The organism is Actinoplanes sp. TBRC 11911, assembly GCF_012933445.1.
Lineage (GTDB): Bacteria > Actinomycetota > Actinomycetes > Mycobacteriales > Micromonosporaceae > Actinoplanes.
In genome coordinates this window covers 49,365-75,160 of record NZ_JABBNC010000025.1, presented here as the reverse complement: position 1 = coordinate 75,160, position 25,796 = coordinate 49,365, and the positions used below count along the sequence as shown (strand labels likewise).

23 protein-coding genes are annotated in these 25,796 nt (G+C 68.1%); 12 read left to right on the top strand and 11 right to left on the bottom strand.

The window, feature by feature from the left end; translation table 11 throughout:
- Positions 1-41 precede the first annotated feature (41 nt).
- Together HH310_RS28650 and HH310_RS28645 are read right to left on the bottom strand one after the other, a co-directional pair.
- A complete protein-coding gene (locus HH310_RS28650; RefSeq protein WP_169178794.1) occupies positions 42-1,646 on the bottom strand; it encodes a serine/threonine-protein kinase in 1,605 nt (534 codons plus the stop codon).
- Positions 1,647-1,895: 249 nt separating this feature from the next.
- A complete protein-coding gene (locus HH310_RS28645; protein WP_169178793.1) occupies positions 1,896-4,148 on the bottom strand; it encodes a bifunctional diguanylate cyclase/phosphodiesterase in 2,253 nt (750 codons plus the stop codon).
- 313 nt (positions 4,149-4,461) lie between these two features.
- Here HH310_RS28645 and HH310_RS28640 point away from each other — a divergent pair, with 313 nt between their 5' ends.
- The 5 genes from HH310_RS28640 (at position 4,462) to HH310_RS28615 (ending at position 9,243) form a co-directional block, all read left to right on the top strand.
- Positions 4,462-5,304 carry a slipin family protein gene (locus tag HH310_RS28640; RefSeq protein WP_169178792.1) on the top strand — a complete coding sequence of 281 codons (843 nt, stop codon included), beginning with the start codon at positions 4,462-4,464 and terminating at the stop codon, positions 5,302-5,304.
- A 133-nt stretch (positions 5,305-5,437) separates the two neighbouring features.
- On the top strand, positions 5,438-6,079 hold the full coding sequence (locus HH310_RS28635; protein WP_169178791.1) for a transposase: 642 nt from the start codon (positions 5,438-5,440) through the stop codon (positions 6,077-6,079).
- Positions 6,080-6,431: 352 nt separating this feature from the next.
- Positions 6,432-7,031, top strand: coding sequence for a DUF6879 family protein (locus tag HH310_RS28625; RefSeq protein WP_169178789.1), 600 nt, complete (start codon positions 6,432-6,434; stop codon positions 7,029-7,031).
- Positions 7,032-7,081: 50 nt separating this feature from the next.
- Positions 7,082-7,891, top strand: coding sequence for a DUF6082 family protein (locus HH310_RS28620; RefSeq protein ID WP_248294513.1), 810 nt, complete (start codon positions 7,082-7,084; stop codon positions 7,889-7,891).
- Between the two features lie 830 nt (positions 7,892-8,721).
- Positions 8,722-9,243: a hypothetical protein gene (locus tag HH310_RS28615; protein WP_169178787.1), complete on the top strand. Its 522-nt coding sequence runs from the start codon at positions 8,722-8,724 to the stop codon at positions 9,241-9,243.
- A gap of 29 nt (positions 9,244-9,272) precedes the next feature.
- On the opposite strand, the gene HH310_RS28610 is transcribed toward HH310_RS28615, so the two are convergent.
- Both HH310_RS28610 and HH310_RS28605 read right to left on the bottom strand, forming a co-directional pair.
- Positions 9,273-9,758, bottom strand: a complete 486-nt coding sequence (locus HH310_RS28610; protein ID WP_396027550.1) for a DUF4143 domain-containing protein — start codon at positions 9,756-9,758, stop codon at positions 9,273-9,275.
- A gap of 236 nt (positions 9,759-9,994) precedes the next feature.
- The gene (locus HH310_RS28605) at positions 9,995-11,224 is read right to left on the bottom strand and encodes an MFS transporter (RefSeq protein WP_169178786.1); all 1,230 of its coding nucleotides are present in this window, start codon (positions 11,222-11,224) and stop codon (positions 9,995-9,997) included.
- A gap of 176 nt (positions 11,225-11,400) precedes the next feature.
- Between HH310_RS28605 and HH310_RS28600 the strand changes: the two genes are divergently transcribed.
- Together HH310_RS28600 and HH310_RS28595 are read left to right on the top strand one after the other, a co-directional pair.
- Positions 11,401-12,093 (top strand): TetR/AcrR family transcriptional regulator, encoded by a 693-nt coding sequence (locus HH310_RS28600; RefSeq protein WP_169178785.1) that lies wholly within the window; start codon positions 11,401-11,403, stop codon positions 12,091-12,093.
- Complete coding sequence (locus tag HH310_RS28595; RefSeq protein ID WP_396027552.1) at positions 12,056-12,718, top strand: DUF3159 domain-containing protein; 663 nt, start codon at positions 12,056-12,058, stop codon at positions 12,716-12,718. Before HH310_RS28600 ends, HH310_RS28595 begins: the two co-directional genes overlap by 38 nt.
- Here HH310_RS28595 and HH310_RS28590 read toward each other — a convergent pair.
- Both HH310_RS28590 and HH310_RS28585 read right to left on the bottom strand, forming a co-directional pair.
- Positions 12,715-14,199, bottom strand: coding sequence for a cell wall metabolism sensor histidine kinase WalK (locus HH310_RS28590; RefSeq protein WP_169178784.1), 1,485 nt, complete (start codon positions 14,197-14,199; stop codon positions 12,715-12,717). The genes HH310_RS28595 and HH310_RS28590 overlap by 4 nt on opposite strands.
- A gap of 9 nt (positions 14,200-14,208) precedes the next feature.
- Positions 14,209-14,583 (bottom strand): response regulator transcription factor, encoded by a 375-nt coding sequence (locus tag HH310_RS28585; RefSeq protein WP_169178783.1) that lies wholly within the window; start codon positions 14,581-14,583, stop codon positions 14,209-14,211.
- Between the two features lie 148 nt (positions 14,584-14,731).
- On the opposite strand from HH310_RS28585, the gene HH310_RS28580 reads away from it, so the two are divergent.
- Positions 14,732-14,965: a hypothetical protein gene (locus tag HH310_RS28580; protein WP_169178782.1), complete on the top strand. Its 234-nt coding sequence runs from the start codon at positions 14,732-14,734 to the stop codon at positions 14,963-14,965.
- 168 nt (positions 14,966-15,133) lie between these two features.
- On the top strand, positions 15,134-16,939 hold the full coding sequence (locus HH310_RS28575) for an anthranilate synthase family protein (protein WP_169178781.1): 1,806 nt from the start codon (positions 15,134-15,136) through the stop codon (positions 16,937-16,939).
- Here HH310_RS28575 and HH310_RS28570 read toward each other — a convergent pair.
- Positions 16,917-18,362, bottom strand: coding sequence for a tryptophanase (locus HH310_RS28570; RefSeq protein ID WP_169178780.1), 1,446 nt, complete (start codon positions 18,360-18,362; stop codon positions 16,917-16,919). The two genes, HH310_RS28575 and HH310_RS28570, sit on opposite strands and share 23 nt — an antisense overlap.
- A gap of 93 nt (positions 18,363-18,455) precedes the next feature.
- Between HH310_RS28570 and HH310_RS28565 the strand changes: the two genes are divergently transcribed.
- The 3 genes from HH310_RS28565 to HH310_RS28555 are packed head-to-tail and all read left to right on the top strand — an operon-like array spanning position 18,456 to position 20,260.
- Positions 18,456-18,908: an Lrp/AsnC family transcriptional regulator gene (locus HH310_RS28565; protein WP_169178779.1), complete on the top strand. Its 453-nt coding sequence runs from the start codon at positions 18,456-18,458 to the stop codon at positions 18,906-18,908.
- Positions 18,909-18,918: 10 nt separating this feature from the next.
- The gene (locus HH310_RS28560; RefSeq protein WP_169178778.1) at positions 18,919-19,938 is read left to right on the top strand and encodes an aldo/keto reductase; all 1,020 of its coding nucleotides are present in this window, start codon (positions 18,919-18,921) and stop codon (positions 19,936-19,938) included.
- Positions 19,939-19,957: 19 nt separating this feature from the next.
- A complete protein-coding gene (locus HH310_RS28555; protein WP_169178777.1) occupies positions 19,958-20,260 on the top strand; it encodes a DUF1905 domain-containing protein in 303 nt (100 codons plus the stop codon).
- Positions 20,261-21,366: 1,106 nt separating this feature from the next.
- On the opposite strand, the gene HH310_RS28550 is transcribed toward HH310_RS28555, so the two are convergent.
- From HH310_RS28550 to HH310_RS28535, 4 genes are read right to left on the bottom strand one after another with little or no spacing between them, the layout of a single operon-like run.
- Positions 21,367-22,572: an ABC transporter ATP-binding protein gene (locus HH310_RS28550; RefSeq protein WP_169178776.1), complete on the bottom strand. Its 1,206-nt coding sequence runs from the start codon at positions 22,570-22,572 to the stop codon at positions 21,367-21,369.
- A gap of 6 nt (positions 22,573-22,578) precedes the next feature.
- Positions 22,579-23,412: a carbohydrate ABC transporter permease gene (locus HH310_RS28545; RefSeq protein ID WP_169178775.1), complete on the bottom strand. Its 834-nt coding sequence runs from the start codon at positions 23,410-23,412 to the stop codon at positions 22,579-22,581.
- Entirely contained in the window at positions 23,412-24,365 is a 954-nt protein-coding gene (locus HH310_RS28540; protein WP_169178774.1) for a carbohydrate ABC transporter permease, read from the bottom strand. Before HH310_RS28540 ends, HH310_RS28545 begins: the two co-directional genes overlap by 1 nt.
- Entirely contained in the window at positions 24,362-25,645 is a 1,284-nt protein-coding gene (locus tag HH310_RS28535) for an ABC transporter substrate-binding protein (RefSeq protein ID WP_169178773.1), read from the bottom strand. The genes HH310_RS28540 and HH310_RS28535 overlap by 4 nt, the downstream gene beginning before the upstream one ends.
- Positions 25,646-25,796 lie beyond the last annotated feature (151 nt).

Below are 25,796 nucleotides of genomic sequence, written 5' to 3'. Positions count from 1 at the left end.
AGGGGCATTCCGGCGGCAAAACCCTGTGAGCCCTCGCACGCTCACGGCTGGTGACTGACCCGTGCCCAGGTGTCGGTCGAGTCGGTCGACCCGCCGTACTGGGTCCAGCGGGCCTCCGTGCAGATGTACGGGAAATCACCCACCGAGGTGAGAGCCTTCTGCGTCGATACCGTCCGGCCGTTGCGGACCACCTCCCATCGGTGGCCGCCGGAGACCTCGCTGACGAAGATGCGCCCGCCCCGCGTCTCGACGCGCGTGGTCTCCTTGCCGCGCAGCCGCCATTTGTCGGACAGGCCGGCGGCGCTCAGCAGCGCGGACTTGGTGAAGTCGTCGGACGTCCGGCCGTCCGGCCGGATCGACAGGGTGGCGCCGGCCGCGCCCGAGTAGCGGGATTTGTCATCGGACGTCTTGATCTGCATCGAGGTCATCCGCCACGTGCCGACGAGGCAGGGATCCAGCAACGGGGTCACCGAGGGTTTCCCGCTCGACGGGCTCGTCTTGGCTGCCGTGCTCGCCGATCCCGCCGAGCGAAGCGGCTCGACCATCGCGCGCGTCCGGGCCGGTGCTTTCCGGCCGGAATCGGCGCGGGCGACCCAGAGTGTGCCCGCGGCCACCCCGGCCACGGCCACGGCGCCCACGATCGCGACCGCGACCCTCCGGCGGCGCCGCCCGCGCGGCCGCGGGATCTCGGCGGTCCCGGCGGCGATCGGGACGGTCCGCTGCGCACCCTCATTCGCGGTGGTCGCGGCCAGCGTGGGCGCCGGCGCGACGACCGTGTCGCTCTTGCGTCGCGCCCCCGGCCACCGCCGTGGCCGGCGCGGCTTCGTCTCGGCGAGCGACGCGACGGTTTCCAGCAACGGGCGCGACTCGACGGCGGTGAGGCGGCTCTCCGGGTCCTTGTCCAGCAAGCCCTTGATGACCGGCCACAACCTCCCGGCGTACGGGGGAGGAAGGGGTTTGCTCCCGAGCACCGCGGCGACGGTGGCCTGCGTGTCGTCGCGCTGGAACGGCGAGCGGCCGGTCACCGTGGCGTACAGGGTGACGCCGAGTGACCACAGGTCGGAGGCGGCGGTGGCGGGCTTGCCGTTGATCCGTTCCGGAGCCATGTACGCCGGGGAGCCGATCAGATGCCCGGTCGCGGTCAACGCGGTGGCGTCGTCGATCGCCGCGATGCCGAAGTCGGTCAGCACCACCCGATCGCCGTCGAGCAGGATGTTCGCGGGCTTGACGTCGCGGTGCGCGATGCCCTCGGCGTGCGCGGCCCGCAACGCGTCCAAGACCTTGAGACCGATTTCCCCGGTACGCTGCTCGGTCAGCAGCCCGTGTTCGGCGATCTCCGCGGCCAGGGTGCGTCCCGGCACGAGTTCCATCACGATCCAGGGCCGGCCGTCCTCGGTGACCACGTCGTGGATCGTGACGATGCCGGGATGCCGCAGCCGGGCCGCGGCCTGTGCCTCGCGGAGCGCGCGCCGGGCCAGTTTCTCGTCGACCGGCGCGGCGGCCGGGCCGTGCACCCAGATCTCCTTGACGGCGACGTCGCGTCCCAGCAGCTCGTCGTGTGCCGCCCAGACCGCGCCCATGCCGCCCTGGCCGAGCGGGCGCAGAAGCCGGTAGCGGCCGACGACCACGCGCGGCTCTTCAGTCACAGACCAGAATCTATCTCGCGTCCACAAGGGAAGGGCGGCGCGGGAGGCGCCGGTCGTGTCACGCGGCCGGCGCCCCGCCGGAGACGTCGCGTGTGCTCGGCGCGCGTCTCGCTGTTCGACGGTGAGCGCGATGCGCAACCACATCCGGCGCCGAACCAGGCCGGCGCTACGCTCCGTCGTCGATCACGACTACTGTGCACCCTGGCCGGCCGGTTCGGCGGTGTTCGATACGAAGCTTGTACGCGTCCTTCACGCCTTGGCTACGGTCATCGTCGCGTGCCAGTGCGGGGACTCGGCGATCATCCGGCTGATGCTGGCGGCATCGGTCGGGCGGGTGAACAGATAACCCTGCGCGGTGTCGCAGCCGAGTTCGCGCAGCATCGCCAGGGTCGCCTCGTCCTCGACACCCTCGGCGATGGCCCGCAGCTCCAGGGCATGCGCGAGGGCGATCATGGCGTTTACGACACCGGCCCGCGCCGGGCTGGCGGTGATGCCCTGCACGAAGCTCCGGTCGATCTTGAGGGCGTCCCAGTGGCGGTCGGCCAGCCGGGACACCGAGGAGTAGCCGGTGCCGAAGTCGTCGACCGCCACCGCGATCCCGTGCCGGCGCAGCTCCGCGAGGATGCCGGTCATCGCGACGTCGTCGACCAGCGCGGTCTCGGTGATCTCCAGGATCAGCGCGGCCGGCGGGGTGCCGTGCGCGGCCAGCGCGGCCAGCACGCTGGGCACCAGCCGGGAGTTGCCGAGCTGCCGGGGCGAGACGTTCACCGCGACCGGGGGCCGCCAGCCGAACTCGGCCAGCCAGCCGTCCTGCGCCGTGAGCGACTGCTCCAGCACCAGGTCGAAGATCGGGCCGATGATGCCGTGCGTCTCGGCGAGCGGCACGAACTCGTCCGGCGACAGCGGCCCGCGGGTCGGGTGCCGCCAGCGGACCAGGGCCTCCAGCGCGTACAGCTCGCCGGTCGTGACGTCCAGCTCTGGGTGGAAGACGCAGGTCAGCTCGTCGTTGAGCAGCGCCTGCCGCAGCTCGGTCTCCAGCCGCAGGCGGGCCCCGGCCTCCTCGGCGTGCCGGTGGTCGAACCGTTCGGCACGGCCCCGGCCACCGTTCTTGGCCTGGTACATCGCGGTGTCCGCGTCACGCAGCAGCTCGTACGGGTCGGCCCGGTAGTCGTCGGTGGTGCGCACGCCGACCGAGACGGACGGGTACAACTCGATGCCGTCCAGGACGATCGGCTCGGTGACCGAGGCGACCAGGCGCTCGGCGACGCGGTCGGTGTCCTCGTCGGTGGCGCCGGGCATCAGGATCACGAACTCGTCGCCGCCCAGCCGCGCGACGACGTCGCCGTCCTGCTCGCCGACGCCGCGGACGGTGCCGACGATCCGCTCGGCGATCGTGATCAGCAGCCGGTCGCCGGCCGCGTGCCCGAGGCTGTCGTTGACGTCCTTGAACCGGTCCAGGTCGCAGAACAGCAGGGCCACCCGGCTGCTGCCGTCGGACGGGAGCTCGGCCAGCGCGAAGGTCAGCCGGCGCACCAGCTCGGTGCGGTTGGGCAGGCCGGTCAGCGCGTCCCGGGTGGCGCGCCGGCCCATGTCGCGCAGCGGACGGCAGATCCGGGCGGCGGCCAGCACCCCGGAGAGCATCACGGCGAGCTCGACCAGCCGGTCCCGGCCGGTGGAGGTGGCGAAGGCGAACGCCTCCAACGCGAGGACGCCGGACACCACGACGAGGTACCGGCGCACGCTGAGGATGTTCGTCGAGACGTACCGGGGGACGTTGAGTTGTCCCATCTGGGGATGCAGGGCCGCGGCGGCGAGCAGCAGCGGCATCAGCATCCAGCCGATGTCCATCCAGCCGCCGGCCGCGTAGGTGCCGTTGAGGCTGGCGGTGGCGTAGTACGCGTCCGGGACGAACCAGGCGACCATGCCGGCCACCAGGAGTCGCGCCGGCATCTTGCGCATCTCCATGCTCAGCCCGGCGCGCAGGGCCCCGAACAGCACGATGAGCGTGCTGATCGGGGTGCCGACCGCGACCAGGACGGCCAGTTCGGTGCCGCCGGCGTCGAGGGTGGGGCTGATGATGTGGATCCAGTACAGCAGGGCCAGTGGGATCGTCAGGACGCCGGCCTCGAGGACGCTGTCGCGGCCGGCCCGGTGACTGAGCCGCACCACGGCGGCGGCCGCCAGCAGGTGCGCGGCGATGTAGAGGACGTCGGCGACCCCGGGGAACGGAGCCTCGGCGTGAAAAAGGTCGTAGCCGGCGAAAATGATGTCGCCGGCGGCGGAAAGGGCCAGCGCGGTGGCCAGCATGACCCAGGACGATCGGTTGCGCGGCCGGCCCCGGCGCACCCCGACGATGGCGGCGACGGCTCCGGAGGTGTTGACGGCCGGGAAGATCCAGCTGGTGACCTGGTTCAGGGGCAGCGTGATGTAGCAGGTCGCGGCGACGCCACCGGCGAGCAGCAGCCATAGCCACGCTTTGCTGTGCGGTGGCACCACGCGCATGTCGGCTCCTGTCGCCCGCCTGCGTCCCGGTTGGCGGGACGAAGGCTGTAATCGGCCGCGAGCGAGCGCACTTGAGCTTCCGTCCGGCCCGTTCTGGGCGGGTTCGATCGGTCTGACCGACCGCGTGGCGTTATTGCGTTGTGGGCGGGCCGGCGTTTTGCGATTCTGATCTCGGCCCCGGCGGCTTCAGAAACAGGCGCTTCCACAGCGGATGCATTGGCGCTCAAACCACGCTGATTCGCTGCCCTCCAAGCCACCGGTCTTTCAAATCGGAACCGCTCCGGGGCCACCTTTTCGTTTACGGGGGGGGAAAATGTCCGAGGTCATCGTCCACAGTGGATTTCGCGGCCTGCGTTACGTCGACGGCCGTCTCGAGACGGTGCTGGAGCCGGGCCGCTACGAGCTTGTGCGGCGCCGGTTCCCGGGCCGGCGCGTGCCGAGCGTCGAAATCAACCTGATCGACGTGCGCGAGCGTGAACTGAACATCAAGGGCCAGGAGATCCTGACCGCCGACAAGGTCGCGGTTCGCGTCAACATCATCACGCACTTCCGGGTCACCGACCCGGTGGCGGCGGTGGAGCGGGTGGCGGACTACAGCGACCGGCTCTACAGCGACGTGCAGCTCGCGGCGCGGCGCTCGCTGGCGTCGATGACGCTCGAGGCCATCCTGACCAACCGCAACCAGCTCAGCGAGGACATCCTGCGCGACGTCGAGGGGGTGGCCGCGGGGTACGGCGTGGCGATCATCCGGGCGGACGTGAAGGACCTGGTGTTCCCGGGCAACCTTCAGGAGGTCATGAACCGGGTGCTGATGGCGCAGCGCATCGCGGAGGCGCAGATGGTCGAGGCGCGGACGCGGGCGGAGCGGGAGGCGCTGGAGGCCACGTCGAAGGCGGACGCCGAGCGGGTGGCGGCCCAGGCCCGGGTGGAGAAGACCCGACTGGCGGCCGAGGCGGACGCGGAGGCCAAGCGCATCCGGGCCGACGCGGACGTGGACGCGCTGCGGCGGCTGGCGGCGGGGGCCGAGGCGTACGCGCAGCACCCGGCCCTGCTCCGGCTGCGTGAGCTGGAGACGCTGGGCGATCTCGGCTCGAACGCCGCGGCCCGCCTGTACATCGGCTTCGAGAAGCACAGCAACACGCTGGACGCGGACTAAGCCGCATCTTGTGGATCTTGAGGGATGATCCAGATCGTCGCGGTTGTTGATCACCACGCGGTGAGTGCCCGATTTGAACTGACTGACGCCGAGTGGGAACTTCTCAAGCCTCGGCTACCCGCGGATCCGCCGCGTGGCAGCCGGTGGATCGACCACCGTACGGTCATTTCCGGGATCCTGTTTTCGGGAACGGACCGGGATTCCGTGGCGGGACCTGCCCGCCCGCTTCGGGAGCTGGAAGACCGTCTACCTGCGTAAACGACGGTGGGCGCTGGACGGCACCTGGCAACGCATCGCCGAGCGGCTGCGCCTGGACACCGAAATGGGTGATCCGCAGTGGACGCTGGGCATCAATTCCAGCGTGATCCGCGCGCATCAACACGCGGCCGGCACCCGCCACCAGCGCCCGGCCGACGCGTATTTTCGGACCAGTGCGTTAAGTGCGCACCCACGAACCGACGTCCGAGCACACCTGATGCGCGTCCCGCTGCCGACGATCAGTGCTCCTCGGGTGCTCGGGGTGGATGACTTCGCGCTTTCCGGCCGCGTTTATGGCACGTTGCTGGTCGACGAGGACACCCGGGTTCTGCCGATCACGTTGCGGGAAGGCCGTGACGCCGCCTTCAAGATGCCGACTGACTGCATGCCGTGGCCCACGAGGCGTTCGGCATTTATGCCGAATGTCCAGCGCAACGTACACGCCGGAGTACTAGCGATCGCGGACTCCCTCCTCTCTGTCACAACGACGACAGGGGCTCCTCGTACTGGTATCTGAAATTGCGACACTTGCCTGAGGTGACGGTCCGTATGCATCGTAGAACGTCAGTGAATGACGCTAAGGAGCACTGATGCCCCGGCCATGGGAAGCTGACCCGAGTGCAGAGTTGACTCGCAGACTTGGCAAGTCGCCACTGGAGCTCGGCGCGACCAGTAGTGGACCAACCTGCCCAGATATATGGGAACTCGACAACGGCGACATAGCCGTGATCGGACGCGAGCACACTGCTGACTACGTCGACCGCCTGCCCGAGGGCGTGGCGATTGGATCGGATGAGCGGCTAGTGATCATCCCAAGGAGTATGATTGTTGCCGCCAAACCCGACATGCCAGACGCCTAGACTGCCGACATGTCGCTTGTTGACGCCGCGAAGACGACCTATCTACCGTTGGATGACTACATCGAGGACTTCACGACAGTGTCAGCCAACCTCGTGGGGGACATCTGGAAATCCGAACGCGCCCAGCACTTCCAGGAGCCTGGGAACCGGAGTTGGGAGGCGTATATCGCGGGCCGATGGGAGGAGGCTCTCCAGGCTTCGACGTCAGAGCTGACCGAGCTGAAGCAATACTTTTCGCAGCTGGAACGCCGGGGAACTCAGTTCTACCGCATCCGGGTTGTGGAGTTACCTCTGTCTAGCTATCTACGGTGGGAGCTACACATATTACGCGTGAGGCTACTAGCCGGCGAACGGATCAGGATCGCGCCGCCACCGATTACCGATCGGGCCGAGCAGCAATACGGAATGATTCCTGAATTGGTGCTTCTTGGCGACACGGCGGGGTACATCGTCGACTACAGCGACGACGGCGTCGCTAAAGGGGCAGCAAAGTTCGACGATCCATTGTTAATCGGACGCTGTCGGGCGGCCCTAGCGGAAATGTACGAACATAGCGAAGAATTCGAACAATTTTTTGCGCGGGAAGTCCTTCCGGTAGACCAGCGATAACGACCGTGATTCGATCCGTGCAAATTTCCGGGCGCGCGGTCCGTGCTACCATGCTGCGTACCGCAACCCTGGCGCTCACCGCGCTAGCGATTCTCGGCGCTTTGGGCGCCGTACTACTCTCGCCGCTCGCCCTATCGCGACTACCTTCCGGAGAAGGCGTCGATTGGGGCACACTAAGCGACGTTGGTCAAACGTACGGTGCAGCCTCTGCAGTACTGTCTGTGCTTGCACTCGGTGGAGTCGCCGTGTCGCTGCATCTACAACGGCGAGAATCCAAGGCGGCTCGAGAGCAAGCCCTTCGCGGATTACACTCTGACCTACTCAAGATGGCGTTGGATGACACGTCTTTCCTCGCGTGCTGGGGGCCGATTGCCAGCTCATCCGATATGAACTGGTATAGACAGCATATTTATCTCAATCTTATTGTCTCGCATTGGCAGATGGAGTGGGAGATCGGGGCGCTTAGTGAAGCTCATCTGCGCTTTACTGCGGCCGGAATTTTCGGAGGTCCGCTAGGCCGCCAATTTTGGGCCGAAGCGCGGGAGCCTCGACGAGCCGTCGAACGTGGACGCCGTGCCCGGACCTTCTACTACATCGTCGACGACGAGTACCAGGCCGCCCTCGGAAGGCTCGAGGGCGAAGATTCGACGGGCACGCAGCCGGAGGATAATCAGCAAACCCACAGTGACCTTCCCGGCTCACATGGCGAGCAGCCTCGGAATTGGCCTGTCGAACGCACGCCACAAAAAGGAATAACTCTTGAATTCTCAAGGTTGACGGCTGCCATCTATATCGCGGCCGGAGCCGTCGTTGGCGCAACGGTTCTGCGGACGCTTCGAGACTTGACACGGAAGCCATAAGGCACTCGCCGCCATCTTAATACTGCAGCGGCACTCACCTGGGTGGACAGCTGCGGCGTTTGTGGTGGCTGAGGCGGACTTGGTGTTGACGTCGTCGTCGCCAGCGGGACTACCACCAGGTGTGTTTAGGCTGGCGGCGGCGGACGAAGAGTGCGGCCAGCCGACGCCGGATCTCCGATACCATTTAGCCGAGCAAGTTAACGAACGTCTGACGCCAAAACACGGCTCTGGCGCGAATTCCGTCTTTGATCTTGCTTTTGGGGTTACTGCTATCGGGATGCGGTGATCGCGCCTACAAGTGCGTACCAATCTGGCCAGATTGTGGTAAGTCCGCGTGGCTTCCAGTGGACTCAAGAGCTCATTGATCTCGGTCCGCAAATTTACAATACTCGCTGGGTCTCTGCGCCTACCTCGACACGGTTTTCGACCAGCGCCAGACTCCCGTCCTTCTAGCGGAGTTGGCGCGAAAGCAGCCAAGGATCTGGTTAGTGAGCGCCGCATCGCCTCGACCATCTCCGCTCGGCGTACTCACCGAGGACCGAGCCCGATCTGCGCGTAGGGATGCTGCGCGCACAGGGTGCAGACCGAGGGCACCCGGGCCGTGGAAGTCAACCTTCCCGATCTTGACGGGAGCGCATGGTATTGGTTTGAGCAGCCGGGCCGATAGGTCATGGACGATCGGTTTGGCGTGCGCGAGCGGAGTCAGCCGAATGGGATGGTCCGAGGCGTGCCTACGGATCGATGATCGGTATCGCGTTCCGGACGAAGGGCGGAGGTAGCGGACAGGCCCGCTTTGATTCGATGTCAGCGGGCGCGGCCTTCGTGCGCTCGTGGATCTCTGGGGCGGGTTGATGGCACCTTTTCCGATTCTGTTCTTCATCTTCGTCGAGATGCTCAGTATGGGCGCGATGCTCGTCCACAAAGGGATAATGAATGCGACTGGCCAACAGACCCGGCCACTCAACCTCTCCCGTCGGTCTCTCGCCGACCTCCGGCGCGCCCACGGCCGGCCGGCCAACCCAGCAGAGGCCGATATCCACCGCCGGTCGGCCGACCTAATGGCCGCGCTCCGGTTCTATCAAGTCGCGGTCGATCCGCGCTTCACCGACTGGGAGATCGGCAACCAGCTGGCAGTCAACGCACCACGGATGATGGAGCAAGTGATCGACGCGTACGGCCACCTGCCGCTGAGCCCGGAGCGGGAGGTCGCGGTCCAGGTTCTGCCACACCTATCTGCCGCAGGGCCTGGCAGTCACCGGCAATGCATACACGTTGTTCGCCGGTGGTGCTCTGCGTGGCGACCGCCCCGGTCGCCGCTGACTTCGGTGGCGCCTCCGTCAGTATCGGCGTAGCAGGCAGAATTCATTGCCCTAAGAGCGGGCTAGGTAACCCGCAGGTCACGCCCGGTTCGGCCCCGGCCAGGCGTGACCTCAACCGCTGCCGACGTGTGTCCAGAGGCGGTCAACGGGCATGATGTGGATCCGGTCCTCGTAGGTGTAGGAGCGTAGGCCGGTGCTGAGTGCCGCCCCGGCGATGAACCTGTCGCCGAGGGCGTCGCGCAACGCCCGCAGGCCCTTGAGGTCGGCGCCGGCGACACGTTCGTTCGCCTTGACCTCGAATGCCAGAACTCCGCCGTCGTCAAACTCGATGACGAAGCCGACCTCCTCGCCGTCGTGGGTGCGCCAGTGGAGACGCGCTGTGTGGCGAGCTGGGCAGCTGAAACGCGCATGAGCCGAGCAGCCACCCCGGAATCGATGACATGAACCTTTGGCGCTGCCGTGGCTCGCGCGCGCAGGGTCTTTCCCCAAGCTGGCAGTCGCTCGATGACAAAGAGTCCGCAGCGCGGGCAGGAAGTCCTCGGTGACACCGGCGATCTCGCCCTGTGACAGAGGCCAGATGGTCATGGTGTGCAGCCGGCCGGGAACTACCAAAATCCGAGGTGCCTGAACTACCAAAATCCGAGTCACGCAAAAGTACCCAAATTCGGGCGCTCGTGGCTACCGATTCTTTAGCCACGGGCCTCCGGACGGGCTGTTCGCGGGGCGGACGTGAAGAAGGCCGGCCACCCAGCTGGCCGGCCTTCTTCTTTTACTGGGGACGGGCTTATTTCTGGTTGCCGACCAGCTTGGGGCTGGCGGCCAGGCAGACCAGGATCAGGACGGCGCTCAGGACGAGCAGGGCGTTCTTCGGCTGGACGTACTCGACCGCGATGCCGACCGCCAGCACCGGGACGATCAGGCCGACGTAGGAGGACAGGAACAGGCCCGCCAGGGCCTCGCCCCGCTTCGCCGGCTCCGAGACCCGCACGACCGTGGTCACCGCGCCCTTGAACAGCAGGCCACCGCCGCCGCCGGCCAGGCCGCCGCCGATCAGGAACAGGGCCAGGCTGGGCACGAACGCGCCGACGGTGACCACGATCAGGCCGACGATGGCCAGCGTGAGACCCGCGATCAGCAGGGTTCGGATCGCCACCTTGACCGTGATGATCTGCAGCAGAGCGGCCGTGCCGAAGACGATGAAGGCGACCGTGCCGGCCAGGGCCCGCGACGGGTGCCCCATGGTGCCGGCGACGAAGGCCGGAGCGATCGTGTTGAACAGGGCGTTGACCGCGAAGACCACGAACCCGGCGCTGGCGGCGGCCCAGAAGGCGGGCTTGGCCTCGGCGGGCAGCGACACCCGCTGCGGGCGGTAGGCCGGGCGCGGGCCGTCGACGTTCGCCGTCTCCGGTGACAGGGCGACCGCGATCGCACCGACGATCATCAGCACGCCGAAGACGATGAAGGGGGTGCGCAGCGGCGCCGAAACCCACTCGGCGAGGAAGCCGGCGACCAGCGCGCCGACCGCGAAGCCACCGAAGTTCGCCGCGGCACCGACCACGTCGGCCCGGGTGCGGGAGGCACCGGAGCGGCCGTTGAGCTCACCCACGAAGGCGGTGAACGCGGCGCTGACCAGGCCGACGCCGATGCCGGAGACGACGCGGCCGATGATGATGGACGGCAGCGCCGGCGAGGCGATGAAGATGACGGCCGAGAGGATCTCGATCAGCAGGCCGATCAGGATCATCCGTTTGCGGCCCAGGTAGTCCGAAAGGTGACCGGCGAAGAACAACGTCGCGACCACCCCGACGGCGTAGACCGCGAAGACGACCGTGATCATGAACGTCGAGAAGCCGTCGCGGAGCTGGTACAGCTCGTACAACGGCGTCGCGACGGTGCCGAACGCGATCGTGATCAGGAACGCGAACGCGACCGACCAGAAGGCCGCGTTGTGCCCGAGAACGCCCGACCGCGACGCGCCGCGCGTCTCCGCAGCGTGCGTAGTGATCGAAGACATGACAACCCCCACAAGGTATTCGTAGCAGCGTTACGCTGTACTGGGTAACGACGCTAACACCCTCGGGTATTCCGGCGCTAGGGAAGATTCGTAACAGGGTTACGCTCAGGGGCGTGTCGTCCGACACAGTCAGTAGCACGGGTACGGCACGAGCGTATCGGCGGTAACATGGCCTCATGGATACGCGCACCCAGATCCTCGAGGCGGCTGAGAGGCTGTTAGACGTTTCCCCCGACCGCGACATCTCCACCCGGGCCGTCTGCGAAGCCGTCGGCGTCGGCGCCCCGGTGCTCTACCGGCTTTTCGGCGACAAGAAGGGCCTGCTCAGCGCCGTCGTCGACTACGGCTTCGAGCGCTACCTGAACTCGAAGCGCGCGCTGCCCGTCTCGGACGACCCGGTCCAGGACCTCCGCGACGGGTGGAACGGCCACGTCGCGTTCGCGCTGGCACACCCCGCGGTGTATCGGATGATGTACTCCCCCGCCTTCGAGACCGTGCCGGGCGCCGCCAAGGAGGCGCTCGACCTGCTGCGCGTCGTGCTGGACCGGTGCGCTGCGGCCGGCCTGCTCGCGGTGAGCCCGGAGGTGGCGGCGCAGACCATCATGGCGGCCAACATCGGCGTGGCGCTGAGCATGGTGACCCAGCCGGAGACGTACCACGACCCGGAGCTGTCCACCCGGGTACGCGACGCGCTGCACGCCAAGCTGCTGATCCGCCGCGACAACCTGCCGGCCGAGCCGGACCGCCTCGCGCCGGTCGCGCTGCAGCTCGCGGCCCTGCTGCGCCAGCAGCCGAGCGGCCTGGGCGAGCCGGAAACCGCCCTGTTGGTGCATTGGCTCGACACCATCGGCACCGATACGACACATTAAGCCGGTGCCGGAATCGCTTTCGGAGCTGCTGAACGGGCGGCGCGCGGCCCTCGACGCGACGCTGCCCGCCGCCGGGTTCGTCGTCGGGTGGCTGGCCGGCGGCCGGTCGATCTGGGCCGGTTCCGCCGTCGCACTGGCCTGCGCCGCCGTCGTCTCGGTGTGGCGGCTGCGCCGGGGCGACAAGCCGCGCGCGGTCCTGATCGGACTGCTCGGCGTGTGCGTGGCGGCGCTGATCGCGTTGCGCACCGGGCGGGCCGAGGACTTCTTCCTGATCCAGCTGCTCAGCAACGCCGCGAGCGCGCTGGTCTGGGCGGTCAGCATCGTGATCCGGTGGCCTCTGCTCGGGCTCGTGGTGGGCGCGGTGCTCGGCCAGAAAACGCGATGGCGGCGCGATCCGGCTCTGCTACGCGCGTACGGGAAAGGAAGTTGGGTCTGGGTTGCCCAGTACGTCGTGCGGGTCGCCGTCTTCCTTCCCCTGTACGCCGCGGAGCAGGTGCTGGCGCTGGGCGTGGCGCGGGTGGCGCTGACCTGGCCGCTGGTGGCGGCGAGTCTCGCGGTGAGCTGGTGGGTGATCCGCCGCAGCCTGCCGCCGGGGCATCCGGGCCTGCGCCACCCCCAGATCTAGCCGGCGGGCAACCGCACGGTGACCGTGGTGCCGGCGTTCTCGGTGGAGTCGACCTCGATGGTGCCGCCGTGGTTGCCGACGATGGTCCGCACGATGGCCAGGCCCAGCCCGGTGCCGGGGATGGCGTTGCGGATCGCGTTGGTGGCGCGGAAGAACCGGGCGAACAGCGCCTGCTTCTCGCTTTCGGGGATGCCGATCCCGGTGTCGGCCACGCTGAGCGCCACCCGGTCGCCGTCCTGCGCGGCCCGGACCGTGACGGTCCCGTCCGCGGGGGTGAACTTGACCGCGTTGCTGAGCAGGTTCACCAGCACCCGGTCGAGCTGGGCGCCGTCGCCGCGGGCCGGTAGCGGGCCCCGCACGTCGCAGTGCAGGCCCACGGACGCTTTCGCGGCGGCCGGGGTGATCCCGCCGATCGCCCGCTCGATCACCTCGGCGAGGTCGACCGTCGCCAGCTCGCTGCGGAACTCGCCGTTCTCGATCCGGGCGAGCGTGAGCATGTCCTCGATCAGCTCACGCAGCCGGGCCGCGTTGCGGGCGATGACCTCGACCATCCGTCGCTGCGGCTCGGTGAGGCCGCCGGTGTCCGGATCGCGCAGCAGCTCGCTGTACCCGGAGATGCTGGTCAGCGGCGTACGCAACTCGTGCGACACGGTCGTCATGAAGTCGGTCTTGGCGTTGTCCAGGGCTTCCAGCCGGTCGCGTATCTGCTCCTCGTGCCGGCGCACCAGGTCGGCCTGGTCGGCGGCCGCGTTCAGGGCCTCGGCGACCGCGCGGATCTCGGTGAGCCCCTCCACCCGGGCGCGGCCGGCTTTGTCGCCCTCGGCGCGTTTCTCCAGCAAGGTCGCCATCTCGCGCAGCGGCCGGGTGATCCGCCGCCGGGTCCGCATCGACGTCACCACGGCGATGGCCGCGGCCGCGAGCGTGATCAGCCCGATCCCGACGCCGGTCGTCACGTTGATCACGTCGATGCGCCGGGTCAGGCGCTCGGCCTCGGCGGCCAGGTTCCGCTGCAGATCGTCGTTGGCACGGTGGAAATCGTCGAACAGCTGCTGCCCCTGCTCGGTGAGCGCGACGGCCGTCGCCGACAGCGGCAGCGACACGCGCAGTTCCTCGGCGTTCTGCCACCAGGCCAGGCCCTTGGCGATCTCGGCGTCGATCTGGGCGCGGCGCTGCTTGGTGCCCAGGTTCCGCAGGTCGGACACGGCCTGCGCATACCCGTTCTGCGCGTCGTCGAAGAGCTGCAGCATGTGGGCGTCGCCGGTCAGTGAGTAGCCGCGCATCGCCCAGGCGGCGGCGCTCACGGTGTCGCCGATCCGGTCGTTGGCCAGCCCGAGTGGTTGCACCTCCAGGGTCAGCCGGTCCACCACCCGGTTCTGCACCAGGGCGGCGCCGAGCCGCAGTGCCCCGGCGCCGACGATCAGCACGATGAGCACGGCGAAGGTGCGGCTCAGCAGCCGGGCGACCGACCCCTCATCGGGCATCTCGCGCGGTCACGCCCGCGCCCGGCTCAACAAGGACTGGATCCGGGAGACCAGCTCGCGCGGGCTGAACGGCTTGGTCACGTAGTCGTCGGCGCCGGCGCTGAACCCGCCCTCGACGTCCTGTTCCTGCACGCGCGCGGTGAGCATGACGATCAGCATGCCGGCGGTGGCCGGATCGGCACGCAACATACGGCACACGTCGATGCCGGAGAGACCCGGCATGGAGACGTCCAGCACCGCGAGCGTAGGCCGGTGGCTGCGGGCCTGGTCGAGCGCGGCCTGGCCGTCCTCGACCGCGATCACCTCGAACCCGGCCTGCTCCAGCTTGAACGCCACCAGATCGCGGATGTCGGCGTCGTCGTCGGCGACCAGGACCACCGTCACGGCAAGCTCCTTCGCAGTCCGTTCGCCCGACCATATCCGATTTATGCCTTCAAAGTGCTGGCAACCGGTCCGCAACCGGCGCGCAGCGGCGTTGCATCCGCGCTCCGGTGTCCTGATTCTCAGACGCCGAGCTTTTCGAGGAGACCCGATGCACGCCCTCATCGCTGACATCCGCAGCGAGGCCCTGTTCGCCTCGAACCTCCAGCGGTCGCAGCACCCGACCGTGGAATCGATCCGCGCCGTCGTCAACTCGACCGTGGACCGGCTGGGCCAGCGCCGGTGCTCCGAGGTCGTCGCGCAGGAGTTCGGCGAGCACCCGGACTGTGCTCTTGATCGCATGCGGTGGGCCCGGCGGGCCGTGCGTCTGGCCTTCGAGGCCTGACAGGTCGTATGCTCCCGGACATGTCAGCGCGCTTGAGCATGTGGTGGCCCGCCTAACCGGCGGCCACACCCTCCCGCGCGCTCCAAGCTCACGCGGCCGCCTCCCCGAGGCGGCCGTTTCGCATGGCTGGTCTCGGTCGGCGCCGCCGAAACCGGAAAGAGGACCACCATGCGGCCTTTCGCACTGATCCATCGCGACGGCACCGACTACGTCGAGGTGCTCACCGGCGACGTGATCACGGTTGCCACGCTCGCCGAGATCCCGCTCGATCCCGGGCATCCGACGCTGGCGCTGATCCCGTATCGCCAGGTCACCGAGCGCGGCTTCCACTGCATCGACGACCACGCGCCGCTCGAATGCCTGGTCGTGGCCTCCTCGAAACGCGAACCGCTGAGCGCCTTCCCGCCGGCGCCGCTGACCGTCACGGGCGGCGCCTTCGATCTGTCCGACGAGGCGTACGGGAAGATCGTCGAGGATGTGCTGCGCGACGAGATCGGCCGCGGCGAAGGCGCCAACTTCGTGATCCACCGCGTCTTCGAGGCGACGGTCGACGGCGATCCGGTGGACGCCGCCCGGGCCGCGTTCGGCCGGTTGCTCGCCGCCGAGCAGGGCACCTACTGGACCTTCCTGGTGCACACCGGCACCCGCACGCTGGTCGGCGCCACCCCGGAACGGCACGTCAGCGTCGCCGACGGGATCACCATGATGAACCCGATCAGCGGGACGTTCCGGCACGGATCGGGCAGCCTGGTCGATTTCCTGCGTGACCCGAAGGAGATCGAGGAGCTCTACATGGTGCTCGACGAGGAGCTCAAGATGATGGCCACGGTCGCCGAGCACGGCGGTCAGGTGGCCGGGCCGTACCTCAAGGAGATGGCCCACCTCACGCACACCGAGTATCTGCTGGCCGGCAAGGGTTCGAAGGATGTCCGCGAGGTGCTGCGCGAGACCATGTTCGCGCCGACGGTGACCGGCAGCCCGATCGAGAACGCCTGCCGGGTGATCGCCCGGCACGAGGGCCGCGGCCGTGGCTACTACGGCGGCGTGCTGGCGCTGCTCGATCATGACGAGCAGGGCCGGCAGTCGCTGGACGCGCCGATCCTGATCCGGACCGCGGAGATCGCCCCGGACGGTCGCCTGCGCGTGCCGGTGGGTGCCACCCTGGTCCGGCACTCGAACCCGGCCGGCGAGATCGCCGAGACCTACGCCAAGGCGGCCGGCGTCCTGCGTGCGCTGGGTGCCTCCGGTTCCGCTTCTTCCCCGGTACGCCCGGACCCCGTCACCCCCGAGGTTTCCGCGCTGCTGGCGGCCCGCAACGACAACCTGGCCCGGTTCTGGCTCGACTCGCGGGCGCCGGGCTCGCTGACCGTCCCGGAGCTGGACGGTCGCACGGCGGTGATCGTCGACGGCGAGGACACGTTCACCGGGATGCTCGCCCACCAGCTCAAGGCGCTCGGGCTCGCCGTTTCGGTGGTGGGGTGGAACGCGCCGGTTCCGGATGCCGACCTGGTCGTGGTGGGGCCCGGCCCCGGCGACCCGTCGGATCTCGGCGACCCGAAGATGAAGGTGCTGCGCGACCTGGTGTCGTCGCTGCTCGAGGCCGGGCGGCCGCTGTTCGGCGTGTGCCTCGGGCACGAGATCCTCTCGGTGCACCTCGGCCTGCCGATGGTCCGGCGGGAATCGCCCTATCAGGGGCTCGCGCGCGACGTCGATCTCTTCGGGTCGCCGCGCCGGGTCGGTTTCTACTCCAGCTTCGCCGCGCACAGCCCCGCCGAGGCGTTCGAATCCCGGTACGGCCGGGTCACGGTGGCACGCGACCCGGCCGACTCCGCGGTCCATGCGTTGCGCGGCAGCGGATTCGCGGGCGTGCAGTTCCACCCCGAGTCGGTGCTGAGCCGCGACGGCGTGACCGTTCTCGCCGAACTTCTGCCGCACGTCCTGTCCGGGGCGGTTAGTCCCGCGCGGAACGGGTAGCAAATTTCCTAGTCGGTGGTTCAAGCGGATCGAGAGCCTCCGCTTGGGCCACCGGCGCGAACCGGCTCGTGAAGTTGCGCATCACCCGGGGCTGCGAGGTGATCCGCAGGCCCCGGACGGCTTCCCGGCGGTCGTGGACGGCGGCCACCGTCTCGATCACGTACTCGAGGTGGCTGCGCGTGTAGACCCGCCGCGGCAGCGCCAGCCGCACCAGCTCCCACGTCGCGGGACGCTCCACGCCCGTGGTGGAGTCCATTCCGAAGGTGACGGTGCCTAGCTCGGAACCGCGCACCCCACCCTCCAGGTAGATCTCGTCGACCAGCGTCTGCGCCGGATAGTGGTCCCACGGCAGGTGCGGCAGGAACATCCGGGCATCCAGGTACGCGGCGTGCCCGCCCGGCGGGAGCAGCACCGGGACTCCGCGCGCGGCCAGCGCCTCCACGAAGGCCGCCGTGGTGCCGACCCGATGCCGCAGGTAGTCCTCGTCGAGCACCTCGCGCAGGCCGACCGCGATCGCGTCCAAATCCCGGCCGGCCAGACCCCCGTACGTGGGATAGCCCTCCCCCGCGATGCACAGCTGCTTGACCCGGGTCGCGACCTCGTCGTCGTTGACGCAGATGAACCCGCCGATGTTGGCCAGGCCGTCCTTCTTCGCGGACATCGTGATCGCGTCGGCCTGGGCGAACATCTCACGCACGATCTCGGGAATCGCGACGTCCGCGTAGCCGGGTTCGCGCTGCCTGATGAAGGAGGCGTTCTCGGCGAAGCGACACGCGTCGATCACAAACGGGATCCCGTACGCCCGGGCCAGCTCGCCCATGCCGCGAATGTTGGCCATCGACACGGGTTGACCCCCGCCCGCGTTGTTGGTGACGGTCAGCATCACGAACGGGACTTTGCCGTCGCGGATCTGCTCCTCCACCGCGGTCAGGTCGGCGTCGCCCTTGAACGGGGCTCGGGTGCTGGGATCGCGGGCCTCGGAGATGGGAAAGTCTTTAGCTCGCCTGCCCAGCAGCTCGAGGTTGCCTTTGGTGGTGTCGAAGTGGGCGTTGCTCGGGACGACCTCGCTTTCTCGTTCTTGCACGAGCGCCGCGAAGAGGATGCGCTCGGCGGCGCGGCCCTGGTGCGTCGGGATCACGTGGCGGAACCCGAAGATCTCCTGGACCGTACGCTCGAAGCGGGTCCAGCTGCGGGCTCCCGCGTACGTCTCGTCGCCGCCGAGCAGCGCGGCCCACTGATGGTGCGACATCGCCGCGGTGCCCGAGTCGGTGAGCAGGTCGATGGTGACGTCCCCCGCGCGCAGGCCGAACAGGTTCCACCCGGCGTCGCGCAGCGCCTCCTCGCGCCGGGCGCGGGTGGTCACCGGCAGCGGCTCCACCATCTTGATCTTGTACGGCTCGAACGGCCACGTCTGCGCTGTCATAGATTCGATCGTGGCCGTCGCCGCAGCCGGTGGTGAAGACGAGATCGAAGGCGTTGCCGGCTTTGGGGCTCCGAATGGAAGGTGGATCGACCGATGACGTCCGATGCCAGTTTTGCCCTGGATCGCACCGACCGGGCCATCCTCGACGTGCTCCAGCGCGACGGGCGGTTGTCCTTTCTCGCGGTGGGCCGTCTGGTCAACCTGTCCGGGCCGGCCGTCCGGGAACGGGTGCGGCGGCTCGAGCAGGCCGGGGTGATCCGCGGCTACGGCGCCCGGGTCGACCACGCGGCGGCGGGTCATCCGGTGCTCGCGTTCGTCCGGATGGCGTGCATCGGGCCGGGCTGCATCCGCACGTCGTACACCCCGGCACTGTTCCCGGAGATCCTCGAATTGCATCGGCTCAGCGGCGGGGACTGCTCGATCCTGAAGGTTGTCACCCCCACGGTGGCGCGCTTGGAGGAACTGATCGACCGGCTCGCCGCGTACGGGAAACCGACCACCAGCCTCGTGCTGTCCACCGTGGCCGAGCACCGCCCGATCCCATAGGTTGGGGTTTATGGAATTTCGCACCCTCGGGCGTAGCGGCTTAGCCGTCTCCACGCTCTGCTTAGGCACCATGACATTCGGCAACGAGTCCGACGAGAAGATCTCACACGAGCAGCTCGACATGTTCGTCGAGGCCGGCGGGACCTTCGTGGACACCGCGAATGTCTACTCGGCCGGTGAGTCCGAGCGGATCATCGGCCGCTGGCTGGCCTCCCGTCCCGCCTCGGTCACCGACGCGATCGTGCTGGCGACAAAGGGCCGCTTCGCGACGGCGCAAGACCCCAACGGCAAAGGCCTTTCGGTACGCCACCTCACCCGCGCCGTGGAAGCATCGCTGGACCGCCTCGGACTCGACACGATCGACCTCTACCAGGCGCACGCGTGGGACGCGTTGACCCCGCTGGAGGAGACGCTGCGGACGTTCGACGGCCTGATCCGCTCCGGCAAGATCCGGTATTACGGTTTCTCCAACTTCACCGGCTGGCAGCTCACCAAGGCGGCCCTGCTGGCCCAGTCGCTGGGCCTGGCCGCCCCGGTCAGCATCCAGCCGCAGTACAGCCTCGTGGTCCGCGAGACCGAGTTCGAGATCGCGCCCGCGGCCATCGACGCCGGCCTGGGCATGCTGCCGTGGAGCCCGCTGGGCGGCGGCTGGCTCACCGGCAAGTACAAGCGAGACCAGCGCCCGACCGGCGCGACCCGCCTCGGCGACGACCCGAACCGCGGCATGGAAGCCTATGACCGGCGCGGCACCCAGCGGACCTGGGACGTCATCGACGCCGTCCAGCGCATCGCCGAAGACCGCGGCGTGTCGATGGCCGAGGTGGCCCTGGCCTGGGTGACCGACCAGCCCGGCGTGACCTCGACGATCCTGGGCGCGCGCACGCTCGACCAGCTCGAGGCCAACCTGCGCACGGCGGGCCTGCACCTGACACCGTCGGAGACCGCGGCCCTGAACGAGGCAAGCGACCCGCAGGCCCCCGACTACCCGTACGGCGAGCTCGGCATCGACCAGCGCAGCCGCACCTTCTGACGCTGTTAGTGTCGTCCCGGTGATCGTCGAGTTCACCGCGGAGCTGTGGCGCTGGACCGCCCGCCGGGACGACACGTGGGTCTTCGTCAGCCTCCCGCCAGAGGAGTCCGACGACATCCGCGAGGTGGTGGGCGCCCGGTCGCGCGGCTTCGGCGCGGTCCGCGTCCGCGTGACAATCGGCCACACATCCTGGAAGACGTCCATCTTCCCGAGCGCGGACGGCGGCCCGTACGCGTTGCCCCTGAAGAAGTCAGTGCGCAGCTCGGAGAATCTCGACGTAGGCGACACCGCGTCGATAACAGTCGAGCTCCTCGACTTCTAGCCGTCGGGTCACCGGCCGGGCTTTGCCACCACCTACGCAGGGCGACCGGTTACGCATGGCGGCCAGCGCGCGGGCCACGCTGACTGCCGCCAGTCACGCAACGCGAGCAGTAAAGGCAGGCTGCCATGGCGGCCAGCGCGCGGGCCACGCTGACTGCCGCCCGTTACGCAGCGCGAGCGGTAACGCAGGGCTGCCATGGCGGCCAGCGCCCGGGCCACACTGACTGCCGCCCGTTACGCAGCGCGAGCGGTAACGCAGGGCTGCCATGGCGGCCAGCGCGCGGGCCACGGTAGCTGCCGCCAGTCACGCAACGCGAGTGCCAAACGCAGCGGACAAGGCCGCCTGGCGTCCGGAAACTTCCCAGCCACGCAGGCATCCCGCTATGTGGACATCGCAGACCGCATGATGGACATCTTTGCGACCTTGGAGAGTTACGCCCACATATGAGCCATAACTCTCCAAGGTTCACATTGCACGGCGAAAATCAGCGGCACAAAAGGTATATATCCTGATTAAATCCCGTCCACTTGAGACTCGAATCCCACATCGCGGACTCAGATTCACGATGTGGACGCCCATCCCGCTTAGCGGACGCTCATCCCAAGGTCTGGACACCTCACGCCACACCCGAAGACCGCGAAAGCCCACAGCCCACCACCGGCCACCGGAAATGTCGGACATGCACCGAAGTGCGACCGGCGCCGCTCTCCGTTCCCGCGACTACGCCGCCATGCCAACCCAGCGCGCCCACCCACTCCCGCAACCGGCACCACCCACCGCTCGCCGCAGCGACGCCGCCATGGCAACCCAGCGCACCCACCCACTCCCGCAACCGGCACCACCCACCGCTCGCCGCAGCGACGCCGCCATGGCAACCCAGCGCACCCACCCACTCCCGCAACCGGCACCACCCACCGCTCGCCGCCACCACGCCGCCATGGCAACCCAGCGCACCCACCCACAGCCGCAACCGGCACCACCCACCGCTACGCCGCCATGGCACACCCAGCGCGCCCCGACCGCCAGCCGGCGCCTCCACGTAAGACCGCAAGCCCAGCCGCCCCCCACGCAACGGCGTCGAATCGCTGCGTGGGGAGCCGGGCCGGTCAGGCGACTGGTGCGTCGGCGGGCTTGCCCTCCTCCAGCGTGATGTTCTTGCCGTCGCGCGGGTCGAACAGGTGGATTTTGTCCAGGTTCAGCCAGACCTGGGCGTCGACCCCATCCCGTACGCGGGACTCCGCCGACAGCCGAGTGACCAGGCTGTCCTGGGGTGGCAGGTCGGCTCCGCCGGCATCGGCCGCCAGATCCTCCAGGTCGGCCGCTGCCGCATGCTCACCCTCGATCGTGAAATATACGTACTTGTCGGAGCCCATCGACTCGACCAAGTCGACGGGCAAGGTGAACTCGAAGCCCCGCGACCGCTGGTGCTCCTCGATCAGGCGCGCGTCCTCGAAATGCTCCGGCCGGATGCCGACGATGAGCTGCTTCGGGGCGTTCTCGCCGGACAGGGTGCGGCGCAGGCGATCACCCATCGGGAAGTCGCCCAGCGGCGTACGCAAAAGGTTGTTCTCCACCGCGGCCGGCAGGAAGTTCATCGACGGCGATCCGATGAAGCCCGCGACGAAGAGGTTCACCGGGCTGTCGTAGAGCGTCTGCGGGTCCCCGACCTGCTGAATGTACCCGCCGCGCATGACCACCACGCGGTCGCCCAGCGTCATCGCCTCGGTCTGGTCATGCGTGACGTAGACCGTCGTGGTGCCCAGCTGCTTCTGCAGGCGCGACACCTGCGTACGCATCTGGACCCGCAGCTTCGCGTCCAAGTTGGACAACGGCTCGTCCATGAGGAACGCCTTGGGGCTGCGCACGATCGCCCGGCCCATCGCCACCCGCTGGCGCTGACCGCCGGACAGGTTGGCCGGCTTGCGATCCAGATACTCGGTGAGTTCGAGGACCTTCGCGGCCTCGCCCACCTTCTGGTCGATCTCGGACTTGGGCAGCTTCGCGAGCTTCAGCGGGAAGGCCATGTTCTCCCGCACGCTCATGTTGGGATACAGGGCGTACGACTGGAACACCATCGCGATGTCCCGGTCCTTCGGCGCCTTGTCGTTGACGCGCTGGCCGGCGATGCGCAACTCGCCGGAGGTGATGTCCTCCAGGCCGGCGATCATGTTCAGTGTGGTGGACTTCCCGCAGCCGGACGGGCCGACCAGGATGATGAACTCGCCGTCGGCGATCGAAAGGTCCACCTCGTGTACGGCCGTCGTGCCGTCCGGATACTTCTTGGTCACCTTGTCGAGAACAATGTCAGCCATCGCAACCTAACCCTTCACGGCGCCGGACGTGAGGCCCGCGACGATGCGCCTCTGGAAGAACAGCACGAACAGGATGATCGGGATCGTGATCACCACGGCGGCCGCGGAGATCGCGCCGGTCGGGTCCTCGAACTGCGAGGCACCGGTGAAGAACGACAGCGCCGCCGGGACCGTACGGGATCGTTCGGTCGAGGTGAGCGAGATGGCGAACAGGAAGTCGTTCCAGCAGAAGATGAACACCAGGATCGCCGTGGTGAAGACGCCGGGCGCGGCGAGCGGGGCGATCACCTTGCGGAACGCCTCGCCCTGGGTGGCACCGTCCATCTTGGCCGCCTTCTCCAGGTCCCACGGGATCTGTTTGAAGAACGCCGACAGCGTGTAGATCGCCAGCGGCAGCGCGAACGTGATGTACGGCAGGATCAGGCCGGCCCAGGTGTCGAACAGGCCGGTGTTGCGCTCGATGTTGAACAGCGGCGACACCAGCGACACCTGCGGGAACATCGCGATCAGCAGGGACACCCCGACGAGCGCCTTCTTGCCGGGGAAGTCGAGCCGGCTGATCGCGTACGCGGCCATCGTCCCGAGCACCACGGCGATCACCGTCGAGATGAGCGCGATGCCGATCGAGTTGATCAACGCGCGTACGAACTGGTCGGTTTGGAAGATCAGTTTGTAGTTGTCCCAGGTCCAGTCCCGGGGGATGAAGTTGCCGTCGGTCAGCGTCGGCGTCGTCTTGAACGACAGCGACGCGATCCACAGCACCGGGATCAGCGCGAACACGACCACGACCGCGTCCAGCAAACCCCACTTGACCTTGGCTGAAGTGGTTGCGACAGCCATCATCGCCTCCCGTCGTCGCTGCTGCCCGGCGCCGCGGTGCCGAAAAGCTTGACGAAGATGAACGCGATGATCGCCACGGTGAGGAAGATCAGCACCGACATGGTGGAGCCGATGCCCAAGTTCAACCCCTTGATCAAATTGTTGTACGCGATCATCGACACCGAAGACGTCTCGTTGGCGCCGTTCGTGAGCACATAGATGTTGTCGAACACCCGGAACGCGTCCAGGGTGCGGAACAGCAGCGCGACCAGGATGGCCGGCTTCATCACCGGCAGCATCACCTTCGTGAACCGCTGCCACCACGACGCGCCGTCCATCGACGCGGCCTTCAGCAGGTCGTCCGGCACCAGCGCCAGACCGGCCAGCAGCAGCAGCGCCATGAACGGCGTCGTCTTCCAGATCTCGGCGACGATGATGATCGCCAGGGCGCTGGCCCGCTCGGTCAGCGGCGCGCCGTCCGGCGAGAACAGGTTCGCCAGGTAACCGGTGTCCGGCGTCCACGCGTACCGCCAGCTGAACGCCGCGACCACGGTGACGATGCCGTACGGGATCAGGGCGGAGGTCCGGACGAGCCCGCGCCCGACGATGGTGCGGTGCATGATCAGCGCGAGGCCCATGCCGAGCGCCAGTTCCACCACCACCGACACGACGGTGATGAGCACGGTGACGCCGAACGCCGTCCACCAGTAGCCGTTGGACAGCACCGTCGCGTAGTTGGACAGGCCGATGAACTCGCGGTCCTGCGGGAACTTGAGGTCGTAGCGCTGCAACGACAGCCAGAACGAATAGATGATCGGGTACGCGGTGACCGCCACCATGACGATCGCCGCGGGTGCGCACAGCAGCCAGCCGAGCTTGCGCTCCTGGCGTTTGCCCTCGCTGAGAGGTGCCCGTCGGCGGGCCACCTTCTCCGCAGGCGCCCGAGTTGCGGTTCTTTCCTCCTGGACGGTCACGGGAGCACCCCCTTCGAGTCGATGGCGTCCTGAATGGCCCGGCGCAGCGACGCCGCGGTCTTCAGCGGGTCGATCGACGCCGGCGGCGACAGTTGCGCGGCCACCACCGTGGACAGGTTCTGATAGGCCGGGGTCCGTGGTCGCGGCGCCGACTTCTTCAGCTCGTCCAGCAGCACCGCCTTCATCGGATACGCCTTGTCCATCTGCGGGTCGCTGTAGACGGCCTCGATGGACGGCGCCTGCCCGGCCTTGACCGCCAGGGTCAGCTGGCTCTGCGGCCCGCGCAGGCACCTGATCGCGTCGAAGGCGAGATCCGGGTGCTTGCTGTACGAGCTCACCGCCATGTTGGAGCCGCCGATCGTGGTGACGGCCGGGGTGCTCGCGTCGATGGCCGGGTAGGGGGCCCATGCCGTGTTCTTCGCGATGTCCGGTGCGTCGCCGGTCATCGAGGCCCACACGTACGGCCAGTTCAGCTCGAACGCGCCGCCGTTGTCCTGGTACGCGAGGCGTACGTCGTCCTCGATCATGTTGGAGAAGGACGGGCTGGTCACCCCCGAGGTGGCCAGCTTCTTCATGACCTCCAGCGCCTTGACCGTGCCGGCGTCCATGATCGCTGTCTTGCCGTCCTCGCTGACCACGTGGCCGCCGGCGCTGGCGACCAGCGTGTTGAACAGGACGACCAGGCCTTCGTACTGGGCACCCATGGTGAGGATCCGGTAGGGGGTCTTGCCCTGCGCCTTGAGCTGCTGGGACTGCTGGATCATCTCGTCCCACGTCTTCGGCGGGGTCGGCACGAGATCCTTGCGGTACCACAGGAGCTGCACGTTCGTGTTGTTCGGCGCCGCATACAGCTTGCCGTTGTACTCACCGGAGGCGAGCGGTCCCTCCAGCGTGCCGTTGCGCACCTCGGCCGCCTGCGCCTCCGGGAACTCCCGGATCCACTTGGCGCTCGCGAACTCCTGGGTCCAGGTCACGTCCATGCCCAGGATGTCCATGCCGCTGTCCTTGGCGGCGAGCCGCCGGACCATCTGCACGCGCTGGTCGTCCGCGGTCCGCGGGAGGACCTGGTAATCGATCTTGTACTTCCCCGCGGCCTCCGTGTTGCATTGATCCACGACGGTCTGCATGTTCTCGACGGGGAATTGGTAGTAGTTGAGGGTCGGCACGCCACCCTCGTCATTTGATCCGCAGGCAGCCAGCGGTGCGACCAGTGCGAACGCGGCCCCCACCGCGAGCGCCCGGGTACGCCGGGTGTGCCGGTGCTGATGTCGGTTCTCCATTGACCCTCCATCCGGCAGTCTCGTCCGCCGCAGTGACCCCGATCACTAGGCGGCCAGTGCTTCCCTGCCCCACTGTGCGCAGAAACAAACCCCCTGGTGTACGCCTCGGGGCAAACCGCTCGATGGGCGCGTTTAATCGCGAACCACAACG

Excerpts from the sequence above, each read along its gene's own strand:
- HH310_RS28645 (WP_169178793.1), bottom strand. The coding sequence starts at position 4,148 with ATGCGCGTGGTGCCACCGCACAGCAAAGCGTGGCTATGGCTGCTGCTC.
- HH310_RS28640 (WP_169178792.1), top strand. The coding sequence starts at position 4,462 with ATGTCCGAGGTCATCGTCCACAGTGGATTTCGCGGCCTGCGTTACGTC.
- HH310_RS28625 (WP_169178789.1), top strand. The coding sequence starts at position 6,432 with ATGTCGCTTGTTGACGCCGCGAAGACGACCTATCTACCGTTGGATGAC.
- HH310_RS28620 (WP_248294513.1), top strand. The coding sequence starts at position 7,082 with ATGCTGCGTACCGCAACCCTGGCGCTCACCGCGCTAGCGATTCTCGGC.
- HH310_RS28605 (WP_169178786.1), bottom strand. The coding sequence starts at position 11,224 with ATGTCTTCGATCACTACGCACGCTGCGGAGACGCGCGGCGCGTCGCGG.
- HH310_RS28600 (WP_169178785.1), top strand. The coding sequence starts at position 11,401 with ATGGATACGCGCACCCAGATCCTCGAGGCGGCTGAGAGGCTGTTAGAC.
- HH310_RS28590 (WP_169178784.1), bottom strand. The coding sequence starts at position 14,199 with ATGCCCGATGAGGGGTCGGTCGCCCGGCTGCTGAGCCGCACCTTCGCC.
- HH310_RS28580 (WP_169178782.1), top strand. The coding sequence starts at position 14,732 with ATGCACGCCCTCATCGCTGACATCCGCAGCGAGGCCCTGTTCGCCTCG.
- HH310_RS28575 (WP_169178781.1), top strand. The coding sequence starts at position 15,134 with ATGCGGCCTTTCGCACTGATCCATCGCGACGGCACCGACTACGTCGAG.
- HH310_RS28570 (WP_169178780.1), bottom strand. The coding sequence starts at position 18,362 with ATGACAGCGCAGACGTGGCCGTTCGAGCCGTACAAGATCAAGATGGTG.
- HH310_RS28565 (WP_169178779.1), top strand. The coding sequence starts at position 18,456 with ATGACGTCCGATGCCAGTTTTGCCCTGGATCGCACCGACCGGGCCATC.
- HH310_RS28560 (WP_169178778.1), top strand. The coding sequence starts at position 18,919 with ATGGAATTTCGCACCCTCGGGCGTAGCGGCTTAGCCGTCTCCACGCTC.
- HH310_RS28550 (WP_169178776.1), bottom strand. The coding sequence starts at position 22,572 with ATGGCTGACATTGTTCTCGACAAGGTGACCAAGAAGTATCCGGACGGC.
- HH310_RS28545 (WP_169178775.1), bottom strand. The coding sequence starts at position 23,412 with ATGGCTGTCGCAACCACTTCAGCCAAGGTCAAGTGGGGTTTGCTGGAC.
- HH310_RS28535 (WP_169178773.1), bottom strand. The coding sequence starts at position 25,645 with ATGGAGAACCGACATCAGCACCGGCACACCCGGCGTACCCGGGCGCTC.